Source organism: Nocardia sp. NPDC057272 (assembly GCF_042668615.1).
GTDB lineage: Bacteria > Actinomycetota > Actinomycetes > Mycobacteriales > Mycobacteriaceae > Nocardia.
The window spans coordinates 25,730-37,979 of the sequence record NZ_JBHUYK010000019.1 but is presented as its reverse complement, the minus strand read 5'-3'; the positions used below and the strand labels follow the sequence as shown (position 1 = coordinate 37,979).

9 protein-coding genes are annotated in these 12,250 nt (G+C 66.1%); 4 read left to right on the top strand and 5 right to left on the bottom strand.

The window, feature by feature from the left end; genetic code table 11:
* Position 1 precedes the first annotated feature (1 nt).
* The 4 genes from ACFULV_RS23520 to ACFULV_RS23505 all read right to left on the bottom strand — a co-directional run bounded on the left by ACFULV_RS23520 (position 2) and on the right by ACFULV_RS23505 (position 4,805).
* Positions 2 to 415: a nuclear transport factor 2 family protein gene (locus ACFULV_RS23520; RefSeq protein WP_378660098.1), complete on the bottom strand. Its 414-nt coding sequence runs from the start codon at positions 413 to 415 to the stop codon at positions 2 to 4.
* Positions 412 to 1,347 carry an NAD-dependent epimerase/dehydratase family protein gene (locus ACFULV_RS23515; RefSeq protein WP_378630648.1) on the bottom strand — a complete coding sequence of 312 codons (936 nt, stop codon included), beginning with the start codon at positions 1,345 to 1,347 and terminating at the stop codon, positions 412 to 414. Before ACFULV_RS23515 ends, ACFULV_RS23520 begins: the two co-directional genes overlap by 4 nt.
* 11 nt (positions 1,348 to 1,358) lie before the next feature.
* A complete protein-coding gene (locus tag ACFULV_RS23510; RefSeq protein WP_378660096.1) occupies positions 1,359 to 4,124 on the bottom strand; it encodes an AMP-binding protein in 2,766 nt (921 codons plus the stop codon).
* A 69-nt stretch (positions 4,125 to 4,193) separates the two neighbouring features.
* Entirely contained in the window at positions 4,194 to 4,805 is a 612-nt protein-coding gene (locus ACFULV_RS23505; RefSeq protein ID WP_378630652.1) for a malonic semialdehyde reductase, read from the bottom strand.
* 122 nt (positions 4,806 to 4,927) lie between these two features.
* Between ACFULV_RS23505 and ACFULV_RS23500 the strand changes: the two genes are divergently transcribed.
* Both ACFULV_RS23500 and ACFULV_RS23495 read left to right on the top strand, forming a co-directional pair.
* Complete coding sequence (locus ACFULV_RS23500; RefSeq protein ID WP_378660093.1) at positions 4,928 to 5,599, top strand: TetR/AcrR family transcriptional regulator; 672 nt, start codon at positions 4,928 to 4,930, stop codon at positions 5,597 to 5,599.
* A gap of 493 nt (positions 5,600 to 6,092) precedes the next feature.
* A complete protein-coding gene (locus tag ACFULV_RS23495) occupies positions 6,093 to 7,229 on the top strand; it encodes an acyl-CoA dehydrogenase family protein (RefSeq protein WP_378660091.1) in 1,137 nt (378 codons plus the stop codon).
* A 77-nt stretch (positions 7,230 to 7,306) separates the two neighbouring features.
* Here the strand turns inward: ACFULV_RS23495 and ACFULV_RS23490 are convergent, their stop codons facing one another.
* Complete coding sequence (locus ACFULV_RS23490; RefSeq protein ID WP_378660088.1) at positions 7,307 to 8,263, bottom strand: helix-turn-helix domain-containing protein; 957 nt, start codon at positions 8,261 to 8,263, stop codon at positions 7,307 to 7,309.
* Positions 8,264 to 8,935: 672 nt separating this feature from the next.
* Between ACFULV_RS23490 and ACFULV_RS23485 the strand changes: the two genes are divergently transcribed.
* Both ACFULV_RS23485 and ACFULV_RS23480 read left to right on the top strand, forming a co-directional pair.
* Positions 8,936 to 9,688, top strand: a complete 753-nt coding sequence (locus ACFULV_RS23485) for a hypothetical protein (RefSeq protein WP_378660085.1) — start codon at positions 8,936 to 8,938, stop codon at positions 9,686 to 9,688.
* A 1,136-nt stretch (positions 9,689 to 10,824) separates the two neighbouring features.
* A complete protein-coding gene (locus ACFULV_RS23480; RefSeq protein ID WP_378630658.1) occupies positions 10,825 to 12,246 on the top strand; it encodes a family 2B encapsulin nanocompartment shell protein in 1,422 nt (473 codons plus the stop codon).
* The last annotated feature ends 4 nt before the right edge of the window (positions 12,247 to 12,250 follow it).

Below are 12,250 nucleotides of genomic sequence, written 5' to 3'. Positions count from 1 at the left end.
GTCAGCTTTCGATGGCGGCGTGGAAGGCCACGGTGTCGAAGATGTCTTCCATCCGCGTGGCTTTGCCGTGGCGCATGGTCCAGGAGTGCAGGAACGGCAGGGTGGTGATCGTCCCGCTGCGGGCGGTGACCCTGCGGGTTCCCATGACGATGACGCGGTCGTTCTGTTCGATGAACTCGACCGGATCGAGCGCCATGCCGCCGAGCACCGACGGAACATGAGCGAGGAACTGCTTGATCCCGTCGTGGCCGATCTTGGTTCCGCCGAGGCCGTACTTGTGCATGCCGTCCGGGTGGACCCATTCCACGTCGTCGTGCATGACGGACAAGATCTTGCCGACATCGCGCGTGGCGAAACCGTCGTAGGACGTGCGGATGGCCTCGATGTTCGGCGTCGTCACCTGTGCGCGGCTCATGACGACGTCACCTGCCGCACGTGCGCCGGGTGGTGCGCGGCGAGTGTGCGACGAATGCCGTCGCGCCAGTCGACCGCGCACGGGCCGGTGAGGGACCGGCGCAGTTCGGGATCGAACTGGTAGGTCTCACGGGTGACCTCGGCGGGGACGAGCTTCGCCTCGATGCCGCTGAGCTCTTCGAGGTATCGCACACAGTCGGTGATACCCACCGATTCGTCACCACCCCAGTTGACGAGCCTGGCCGGCACCGACGCCGCGTTCCACAGGTCGGGAACATGGGCGACGAGGTCGTCGGTGTAGAGCAGCGAACACCAGTTCTGTCCCTCCAGCGGAACCGGAATCGGTTCCCCGGCCAGCATCCGCTGGAAATACAGCATCGGCACACCGCCGTATCCGCCGGGACCGTAGGCGATGTTGAGCCGGGCGATCGTGGTCGGCAGCTCGAGCACGTTGGCCATCGCCCGCACGGTGCCTTCGGCGGCGATCTTGCCGACCGGGTAGGTGGGCAGCCAGTCGGCGACGCCGTCGATCGGGTCGGATTCGCGATAGGCGTGGTCGAGGGTCTGCCGTTTGTAGAGCGCGCCGGTCGAGACGAACAGGAACGACTCGGCGGTGCGGCAGTGTGTCATGAGCCGCGCGCAGGCGGTGGCGTTGATGCCGAGCGCGTCCTCGAAATCGCTGCCGTCACCGCGATGGACCGCGGAGTGCAGCACGTGGGTGAAATCGGTGGGCAGCTGTTCGTAGCCCGCGGTGGTGGTGTCGTTCATGTCCCACTGACGCGTGATCACCCCGACCTCGCGCAGTTCGGCTTCGACACCGGGTGTCCCGAAGCGGCCGAGACACCAGACCTCGTTGTGTGCGGCGAGCGCCTCGGCGACAGGTCTGGCGACCTGCCCGGTCCCGCCGGTGATCAGAATCTTCTTGCCGTGCAACGTGTTTCTCCCTATCGGTCGGCGTCGGTGAGCGCCCGGTCGAGTTCCTTGCGCAGAACGGACTGGAACGCGGTGACGTGCCGTGGCCCCATCAGCGTGTAGTGCTCGCCGGGGACGTCGATGTAGCGGTTGGGTTCGGTGGTGAACTCGTCCCACCGGCTGAGTTCGTTGTCGATCCAGTCTTGTTTGGTGCCGCGCAGGGGAACCGCGCAGAACACGCTCATCGAGCGCACGGCACCACTGGGCGAATAGGTGCGTCCCAGGCCGGTGAGACCGTCGGCGAGCTCGGCCCATGCCGTGAACTTCGTCAGGTCCAGATCGAGTTCGGCGATCCGTTCGGGTGGGGCGAGCTCGATCAGGCGTGCGAGCTGCTGGCTCTTGGGCAGTGCGCGCAGTTCGGCGGGTAATTCGGCGGCCTGCCGCTTGCTGATCAGGTCGAGGAACATCGCCAGATTCGCCGCGGTCTCGGTGAAGTCCAGCTCGTCCATGCGGTACTTGATATGCGGTGGCAGGTTGAAGCTGCCGAGGAAATCGACCCGCTCACCCTCGGCCTCGAGTCGCTTGGCGATCTCGAAAGCCACTGCGGCACCGAAGGAGTAGCCGGCGAGGGCGTAGGGTCCGTGCGGTTGCCGTCGGCGGATGGCACTGAGATAGACATCGACCATCTCGTCGAAGGTGTGGAACGGCTCCTCACCGCTGTTGAATCCGCGGGCGCGCAGCGCGTAGAACGGCCGATCACCGACGAAGTACTTCGCCAGGTTGACGAAGACCAGGACTTCCCCGACGCCGGGGTGGACGCAGAACAGCGGCGTTTTGTCGCCACTGGTCTGCAACGCCACGATCGGATCGTATCGGCGCGGTCCGTCGCCGCCGCCGTCGACGATGGCGGCCAGCTCCCGCACCGACGGGGCGGTCAGGATGGCGATGATCGGCAGGGGCGCCACCTCGAAGCGGCGCGTGACCTGCTGCTGCAGTCGAAGGATGTCGAGCGAGGTGCCACCCAGATCGAAAAAGCTCGCCGTGACGCTGATGTCGGTGACCGGAAGATCGAACAGCTCCGCGTAGACGCCGGTCAGGATCGACTCGGTGTTCCCCTCCGGTGCCGAGTATCCGCCGAGCTGACGCGTTGTGACAGCCGCGGTGTCGGCGATGACCTGGTCGTAGCCACCCGATTCGAGCTGTTGGCGCATGCGTGGCCGCAGGGTCTTGCCCAGACTCGTCTTGGGAAAGTCGGCCTTGTCCAGCGGCAGGATGAATCCGGGCCGGAACCCGCACAGCAACACGACCGTGGAACGCACCGCGGTCAGCAGACGATGCAGATCGGCTTCGTCGGCCCCGGTCTCGGTGTGGACGGCGATCACGAGCTGTTCGGTGTCACTGCCGGGGCGCCGCGTCGGGAACGCGGCGACATAGCCGGGGGAGATGCCGTCGAGTTCCTCGATCGCCGTTTCGATCTCGTGGCTGAAATAGTTCACGCCGTTGACGATGATGCTGTCCTTGCTGCGCCCCACGAGCGTGAGCCTGCCGTCGGCCAGCCGCCCGAGATCGCCTGTGCGGAACCAGCCGTCGGCGGTGAACGCGGCGCGGGTGGCGTCCGCGTTGTTGAAGTAGCCGTGGGTGACCATCGGTCCGCGCAGCTGCACCTCGCCGGTCGCACCGTCGGGTAGTGGGCGGTCTTCCTCATCGGTGACCCGCAGCCGCAATCGGGGCACCGGATGCCCGACGGCGGCGAACTCCTGCCCGGCGTCGGCACTGGGGAAGTCGCGATTGTAGATGCTGCCCGCACAGGTCTCGGTCATCCCGAACGCGGGCCACAGCGCGGCGTCGTGCAGGCCGCAGGCGGCGAAGGTCTGCAAGAACGTCTGTCCCGTCGCGACCACATTGGCTTCGCCACCGCTCACGATGTGGCGCAGGCAGGACAGATCGAGTAGGTCACCGTCGCTTTCCGGTTCGAACAGCGAATTCAACTGACCGAGAAGGAAATTCGGTGTGAAGGTCATGGTCACCCGGTGGCGGGAGATGGTCCGCAGGAACTGCATCGGGTCGTCGGCGACGATCTCGCTCGGAGCATGGATCTGCTGCGCTCCGGAATACAGCGGAAGCAGATGTGTTTCCAGCAGTGCCGCGACGTGATCGAACGAGATCCAGTTGAAGGTGATATCGGCCGGGGCGAGGTGCTGCACAGCCGACTTGGCGGCCATGGAGCTGAGCAGATTGCCATGGGTGAGTGACACCGCTTTGGCGTTTCCGGTGGAACCGGAGGTGAGTACCAGCAGCGCGAGGTCGTCGGTGCTCGCGTGGTGCACGAACGGTTGGTGTTCGCCTGACCGCAGGGATTCCACTGTCACCGGCGCCAATCCTGACACGGCGGGCATGGTGTCGCGCATCGCGAGCGATGTCACCACCAGTGGGCTTTCGAGGAGTTCGTCGACGTGGCGCAATGCGCTCGCCCAGCGAGTCGGGTCGGCGGGCTGGGCGACCATGGGACACGGGACGAACCCGCCGAGAAAACAAGCCCACAACACGGTGACGAAGTCTTCGTGATCATCGAGCAGCAGAACGACTTTCGACTGTGGTCGCAGTCCTTGGTCGCGCAGCGCGCCGGTCAGCCGCAAGGCGTCGTCGAGCAGCTGTGGATGAGAACGGTGGACGCGCACCGCGGGTGTGTCGCCGGTGCGTTGCAGATAGGTCGTGCCGCTGGTCGGATGATGGCGCGCGGCGTGCAGGAGAATTTGTGGTACCGACTCGGCGTCGCGTACCGCATGCGGTACAGGCACCGTCGAAAGAATCGATGTAGCAGTCATTTTCACCTAACCACTGATCAGACGTGCGGCGAACCGCGATGTTCAGGCAGTGCCGAAGACCTCGTCGTACTCCAGCCGGGGAAGGCGGCCCATCCAGGCGTCCGGGCCTGGCTTGCCGATGTTGATGACGCACAGCGGTGCGTGCCTGCCGTCGGGGAAGAACTCCCGGGCGATGGCATCGGCGTCGAATCCGACCATCGGGCCTGCCGCGAGACCCGCGGCCCGGATTCCGATGATCAGGTACGCCACCTGCAACGCCGCGTTGAACGTGGCGGACTTCTCGCGCACCGCCGGGTCGGCGAAGACGTTCTGCGGGTTCTCCATGAAGGGAACCAGTTTGGGCAGCTCGTCGTGGAAATCGAGGTCGGCCCCGAGGACGACCGCGAGCGGCGCCTGCGCGGTCTTGTCCTTGTTGCGATCTGTCATGGCCTCGACCAGGCGCGACCTCGCCTGGTAGGAGCGCACGAGGACCCCGCGAAGGGGTTGCTGGTTCATGGAGGTCGGCCCGAATTTCACGAGTTCGTAGATGGCGCGGAACTGTTCGTCGGTCACCGGCTCGTCGGTGAAGGTGTTGGCCGTGCGGGCGGTGCGGAACAACAAGTCCTGCGCTTCCGCGTCCAGTGCCAGCTGCTCGGTCGATACCGTCGCCGCCATGAAAACCTCCAGGGTGAGTTGATTAGACTAGTCGGTCCAGTCCAGTAAATAGTAGATAGACTGACTCGTCCACCCGTACTGTTGGTGACGCGGGTCACTCACCACGAAAGGCGCAGACGGACATGTCGACATCGGCCATACGCTCGAGTGGATCCGGTGGCCGCCCACACGGCGGCGACCCGGGTAAACGTCGAGCCATCCTCGATGCCGCGATCGATACGTTCCTGCGAGACGGCTACGAGCGGGCGACCCTCGACGTGATCGCCGAACGAGCCGGCGTGGCGAAACAAACCGCCTACAACCATTTCGGCGACAAACAAACCCTGTTCCTGGCCGCCGTGGATGACGAACGCAGCCGTGTCGCCGCGAATTTCGGCACAGACATCACCGGCACGGATCAGGCCGACGACCTCGATGCCACCACCGCTCTCGTCGAGATCGGCCACCTCGTCTTGCGCGTCCTGCTCGACGAGCGCGCCTCCGCGCTACGCCGCCTGGTCATCAGCGAGGTCGCCCGCATCCCGTCGCTGCGACCTGCCTGCGCGGACGGCGAACCGAAACAGCTCGTCACGCAGATCGCCGACCTGCTGCGCCGCCGCAGCGAACGCGGCGAGCTCGACGTCGACGATCCGTCGACCGCCGCCCGTCAGTTCGTCTCACTGCTCGTTCAGCAGGGTCTGCACGCCTCGATGTACGGCACGATCCCACTCCGTGCCGCCGACACCGCAACGATCTGCACCGAGGCCGCCCACCTCGTCGTCCGCGCCTACCGCCCGGCCGCGGATCCGAACTGATAGTCGTGACTTTGTCGGGACGGCGGTCTCGGTTGTGCGGAATATGTAGGCAAAGGGCTTGTGTCGCTTGCCATTGAGCTGCACAGGGGATTCGATCCTCGGATCGAACGTGGATGGGCGCGGCATCGATGTGCGCGAGGCTATAGCGCCTAAGATGGATCCTGCCCCGCGACGTGGCGGCGGCGCGTGGGTGCACGGGGAAGACTCGCCTCGGCCGGTTGATCGGTCGAGGCGAGTCGCATCGCTCGCTGATCGTTGAGAGATCGGAGGGGGATCCATCCGATCAGCGAGAACAGCATGACAGCGACCATTGCCGTTGTCCGAGCAGCTGAGCTACAAGAATCCCATCGTGATGGCGCGGCGCTGACGGAGCGTGTTGAGAGCGGACATGCTTTCGCCGCTTCTTCCGGCCCGGCGCGCTGCGTATCCTGGTCGGATGATCTCCGCAGTTGTCACCGCGGTGATCGAATTCCTGTCGAGCGGAGGGTAATTCGTGAGCAGCGCGCAGGTCGGGTCGTCGCGAGGGGTGGGCGAACAGGAGATCCTGGATCGGGTGGCCGAACTGGCGGTGGGGTTTGCCGCCGACGCGGCCGGCTATGACGAGCGGGCCGAGATTCCGGTCGCCGAGTTGACCGCGCTGCACGATGCCGGGGTTGATCGGGCGGTGTTGCCTCGGCGGCTGGGTGGGCTCGGATTGAGCTATCAGTCGTTCGGGACAGTGGTCCGGATTCTGGCGAAGGCCGATCCGTCCATCGCGACGATCTGGGTGATGCACGCTGGTGCGGGCGTCGCGTTGGCGGAGCTGACCGGCGATTCGGCGGGGTCGTTCTTCGCCGAGGAGTTCCTCGTGGGTAAACGGTTCGCCAACGCGTTGTCCGAGCCGGGCAGCGGTAACCGGTTTCTGCAACCACAGCAGGTGGCCGACCCCGTGGTGGGCGGCTGGTCGCTCACCGGCGCGAAACGGTTTGTCTCCGGTAGTGAGATCGCGGACTACCTGCTGGTGAACGCGCTGGTCTCGGGGGCGCCGACGTTCTTCGGGGTGATACCGGACGAGTCCGTATCGATCATCCCGATCTGGGACACTCTCGGTTTGCGCGCGACCCGCAGTCAACTGCTGGCCTTCGACAACACCGTGTTGCGCGCCGAATACCGTGGTCGAGCACCGGGACCGGGTGATTTCGCGGTGATCCCGGCCGGGTTGCCCGCCATCTCCCTCGGCATCGCCGACGCGGCGCTCGCCGCGTTGGTCGCGCACGCCCGGTCGCGGATGATCCTGGGCAATCCGCTGGCCGAGCAACAGTGGGTGCAACACGAGGTCGCCGACGTGCAGGTTCGGCTCGCCGCCGCCCACGCCCTCTACGACCAGGGTCTGCGCGAGGCCGACAGCGCGAGCCCTGCCTTCTTCTCCACGCTGTCGCGGGCGAAGTATCTGGCGAACAAGGTGGCCGTGGACGTCGCCCAGTTGGGTGTGCGCGTGGGTGGAGCATCGGGTTATCTGCGTCAGTCGCCGATCCAGCGGCACCTGCGCGACGCCGAGGCGGGGCAGCTCATGGCGTACTCGACCGAGGTGCTGGCCGGTGAGATCGGCCGGGAGGTGCTCGGCGCCGGTGCGCCGCCGCCGAGCAGTTGATCACCTCGGTCGAGATCGGTTGTCGTCCAATACTTCAGGTGCCACAGCTGTCGTCAGCCGTGGAGCTACCGGAGTCACTATCCGGCCATGGCGTCCTTGCGCCGAGCGGCGCGGTAGGCGGCCGGGGTTACCCCGTACTTGGCGCGGAATGCTCGGGAGAGTTGATCGACCGTACGGAAACCGCAGCTGTCGGCAATGTCGCGCAGGCCACGGGTGTCATCGCTGAGCGCGCTCGCCGCGGCAGCCAGCCTGCGGGTGCGGATCAGCCGCCCCACGGACAGACCCTGGAGTTCGAACGCCCGGAACAGGGTCCGCCTGCTCACGTGCAGCCGGACCGCGACCGCATCGGGATTCACCGCCGGGTCCGCGAAATTCCGGTCGATGAAGTCGGCCGCGCGGCGACGCAGCACATCCTCGGTCGTCAGCTCCCTCGTCGCATCCGTGAGATCACGTTCGAGCAGCGCGACTATCGCCGCCCGGAACAAGATCTCGTCGATGCGCGCCACAATCCGCAGATGATCGGGACTTGTTGCGCCACAAGCGATATCACGGCCGAACATCAGCGCCGACACCGCCGCGCGCGAGAGCGGCCAGGACCAGCCGCCCGCCGCGGCCGCGTCCAGTCCCCACGCGGCCAGCGAATCGACCGGTAGGTAGAGGTACAGCACATCGGTGGCCGGAGCCTCACAGCGCGCGAGTGTCGACCGGAACGGACTGTCGAGGCAGACCGCGAAAGCCTCACCGGCCACTGCGGTCGACCGGTGGCCCCGTTGCTCGAGCGTGGCCCGCCCGGCCAGCACCAAACCCAGTTGCAGGTACTGGCTGTAGTGGTCGTCGCCGACGCCGGCGCCGCGCTCGGCGGTGATGTCCGAGGATCGCAGCCGGGCGACCAGCACCGAGCCGGTGCTCGAGGTCCACAGCGTGGCAGCGAAATCCTCCCGGGCGCGCAGGCGGCAGCCGAACGCCACCCGCTGCAAATCGCGCGTCCCGCGGAGGGGCACACCCTGGTCGTCGGCTCGGCCTGGTCGTTCCAAGGGGCACAGAGTTGCCGGTCGAATCAATTCGCTCGCCGATTGCCCCAATTCGAACAAAACGGACTTTTCTCGCGTTGAGACCCTCGGATAGGCCTCCGTTCGGTCGGAGCGCTGTTCGCCACGCTCGGTTCGCCCTCCGGTCTCGATCCTGTGCGCGTCCGCCTCGCTGTGCATATTCCACCTCCGCGCTGGGGGTGCGCGGTCGCCGGAAAACGGGTAGGACGCGGATCCGTCACCGGTTGCCTGCACCTGTCGACAATGGGAGTTGCTCTCGAAAGGCCAAGGATAACAGCGTAATTCGATGCCAAAGTACGGTCTGTCGGATCTCGGTGTCACCGCGTGGACGACACTCGCATTCTGTGCCAGGTTCGCCGGGATGTCGTGCCAGGACGGTCTGCGCGGGCCGGGCTCTGGACTGCCTCGAAGGCGGTTCCCGCCTGCCGATTTCGGTCATCCGGCGGTCACCGCGGGGGCATGTCGACGGTTTGCCTGGTTATTGCGGCACTCATGCCTGCGGCCTAACCTCGACACCGTTGGCCCCCTTGCTATTCCGCGTTCAACGGTCGCAGGATTCCTCATCGTGTCCTCCCTGCTCGGAGGTGGTCAAAGAATCAATCTTCAGTGATTTCCGGCGCATTCCTGCCCACCTCGACGACAAAGGACTACTGAGACATGCTGTGGGAAGCACTGCTGTGGGTGATCGTCGCCGCAGGACTGGCCGGAACCGCCGCCTACCTGCTGCGCAGGCGCGGCAAGGGTCGCGACGGAGAGGCCACCAACGAGTCGGTGGGGCAGGTGTTCACGCTCGTCGGTGGACTGCAGGTGGTGCTCGCGTCGTTCCTGCTCATCGGCGTGCTCGACACCAACGCCGGCGCGGCGAAGGCGGCATCGGACGAAGCGGACCGGCTGCTCGCGCTCCAGTGGGCAGGCGACGCATTGTCGGAACCGGCCCGCAGCACCGTCACCAGGGCTGTTCACGCCTATACCGGCCAGGTGATCGAGGTCGAATGGCCCGCCATGAGCTCCGGTGGGAGCGTCGACGACAGGGCGTGGAACCAGTTGTCGGCGGTGCGCACCAGCATCGCGGCCAGTCCCGCCGCCGACGAATGGCAACGTTCGCGTCAGATCGCGGCAGCCGATCGGCTGTGGGAGGTCTACGAGGCAAGGCAAGCCAGGATCGAGGCCGCGGGCAGCGCGCTGTCGCCGATGATGTGGCTGGCGCTGGCACTCGGCGCGATTCTGTCGGTGGGTTTGTCACTGCTGTTCTCGGGCACCAGCGCGCGCATTCACGTCGTCGTGGTGGCCAGCTTCGCGGCGGTGGTGACGTTCATGATCTTCACCATCTTCGAGCTACAGAACCCCTATGGCCGAGCGGCTGCTGTCGCACCGACAGCCTTCGATGCCGTGCTGGTGCAGCTGAGGTGAAAAAGACTGTGCGGAGAGGGATCTGGGCTGCCGCACTGGCGGGGGTGGGCCTGTTCGCGCCCGGATCGGTCGGTGCGGTTCCAGGTCCGGTATCACCGTCGATCGAGCCACCGAGCATCGTCGTACCGCGAAACACGCCGCGAATCGGGACGTTGACCACGGCCCCACCGGAACCCGCGGAGACGCCACGCGTACCGCCGCCTCTCGCGACTACCGGGCAGCTTCCTCGATCGGTGCCGCGGTACGAGGAACCGGAGGTCACCCGGCGGCCGTTCGTGGAACCCGGGCTCCCCGGTCAGGGCGACCGGCCCGATCTACCGGAGACGACCACGCCGAGAAGGCCGTTCGAGAAGCCGGCTGTTCCTCCGTTCGAGCGGCCGAGTGTTCCAGTGCCGGTACCGCCTCTCGGTGGTCTGGAATTGCCCGCTCCGGCCCGCCCGTTCGATGGACCGGAAGCGCCGGTTCCGGAGGCCCCGCGTCCGCTCCCGTTGCCTGCTCCGGCTCCTCCGCCGTTCCCGTTACCTGCTCCCGCGCCGCCGAAGCCGCTGCCTGCGCCACCGCCACCGCCCTCGGTCCCGGCCCCTCAGCCGACAGTGCCGCCTGTTCCTGAACCGGCACCTCCACCAGAACCTCCTCCGCCACCGCCGAGCGTGTCGGTCAGCCCACCAGCCCCGATTCCGTCACCCGTGGAACCGCCGCCGAGTCCACCCGTCCCGGTCCCCACGCCGGTGCGGTTTGTCTCGCCGCCCGAGAATGAGCCGGAGGCGGTGGTTGCCCAGCCCGTGGCGGTCGAACAGCGACGCTGGGCGCTTACCGCCCTGCTACTTGTCATCGGAAGCGCGGGTGCGGGGAGGGCGGCGATGAGGCGCTCATGAGTCTCTGAAGTAGACATCCAGCGTCCTCGTGGCAAGGCCACGAGGACCGATCGAACCTGGCTGCGGGCACGTGCGCGAATCGTGGGGAAGATTTGAATTCACTTCTCGCACAACAGATTTCGATTCATTTTGCTCCGTAGATCGCGCACGATCCGCTACAGTCGCTTCTGCCACAATCGATAGCCGGTGGATAACTGATTCGTTCGCTCCCCGTGGTGTGTCATCTCGTTTCTCCCATGTCTCTCGAAGCAGGAAGAACTCATGACTGAACTGGCTGAACCATTCTCTGGAACCATCGCCGCCGCCCAGCTGAGCCTCAGCACCGTCGCCGCGCGAAACCTCGCAACCACCACCAAATCCGTGCCGCAGATGCAAGGCATCACCTCGCGGTGGCTGCTGAAACTGCTGCCCTGGGTGCAGGCCGACGGTGGTGTGTACCGCGTCAACCGCCGACTCACCTACACCGTCGGCGACGGCCTGATCACCTGCTACGACACCGCGGGCCAGGCGCGGGTGCTCGCACCCGACCTGCGTGAACTGCGCTACCTGCGTGACTACTCCGACGATGCTGCCCTGCAGACGGTGGCGGACTCCTTCGTCGAACGCCGGTACGCGCCCGGCGACATCATCGCCGAAGCCGGTCGACCGGCCGAAGAGCTGGTGGTGCTCGCCCACGGCAAGGCCGACAAGCTCGGCACCGGCGCCTATGGGGAGTCGACCGTCCTCGAAATCATGACCGACGGCCGGTTCATCGGTGAACGGATCCTCGGTGCCGATGCGCAGCCATGGGACTTCACCGTCAAGGCGGTGACCGCGTGTACCTGCCTGGTCCTCACCGACCGTGCTCTGGCCGAGGTCAGCGCACGGATCGAAGGATTGCGCGAGCACGTGCGGGCGGCCCAGCTCGACGACGCCGTCGCCGATGAGCGGGCCAACCCCTACGGCGAGAGTTCGATCGAGCTCGCCTCCGGTCACGAGGGCGAACCGCAGTTGCAGGGCACCTTCGTCGACTACGACCTGTCCCCGCGCGAATACGAATTGAGCATCGCCCAGACCGTGCTGCGGGTCCACAGCCGCGTCGCCGACCTCTACAACAAGCCGATGGACCAGATCGAACAGCAGCTGCGGCTGACCATCGAAGCCCTGCGCGAGCGCCAGGAAGACGAGATGGTCAACAACCGCGACTTCGGACTGCTGCACAACGCCGCACCGCAGCAGCGGATCAGTACTCGCACCGGGGCTCCGACACCGGACGACATGGACGAATTGCTCGCCCTGGTCTGGAAGGAACCCGCGTTCTTCCTGGCCAATCCGAAGGCCATCGCCGCCTTCGGCGCCGAATGCAGCCGCCGCGGCATCTATCCGACGAGCACCGAGCTGAACGGACATCGGGTGCCCTCGTGGCGCGGGGTACCGATCCTGCCGTGCAACAAGATCGGCACCTCGGCCGGCCGCACCACCTCGATCATGCTGATGCGCACCGGTGAATCGTCACAGGGCGTGATCGGCCTGCGCCAGACCGGAATTCCCGACGAGTACGAGCCCGGACTGAACGTGCGCTTCATGGGCATCGACGACAAAGCGATCATCTCCTACCTGGTCAGCACCTACTACTCGGGTGCGGTGCTGGTGCCCGATGCCCTCGCGATCCTCGAGAACGTGCAGCTCGGCGCCGAGGGCTGACATC

What these genes read in the sequence shown, in the direction of transcription:
- ACFULV_RS23480 (WP_378630658.1), top strand. Translation starts at nt 10,825, where the DNA reads ATGACTGAACTGGCTGAACCATTCTCTGGAACCATCGCCGCCGCCCAG.
- ACFULV_RS23500 (WP_378660093.1), top strand. Translation starts at nt 4,928, where the DNA reads ATGTCGACATCGGCCATACGCTCGAGTGGATCCGGTGGCCGCCCACAC.
- ACFULV_RS23485 (WP_378660085.1), top strand. Translation starts at nt 8,936, where the DNA reads ATGCTGTGGGAAGCACTGCTGTGGGTGATCGTCGCCGCAGGACTGGCC.
- ACFULV_RS23520 (WP_378660098.1), bottom strand. Translation starts at nt 415, where the DNA reads ATGAGCCGCGCACAGGTGACGACGCCGAACATCGAGGCCATCCGCACG.
- ACFULV_RS23505 (WP_378630652.1), bottom strand. Translation starts at nt 4,805, where the DNA reads ATGGCGGCGACGGTATCGACCGAGCAGCTGGCACTGGACGCGGAAGCG.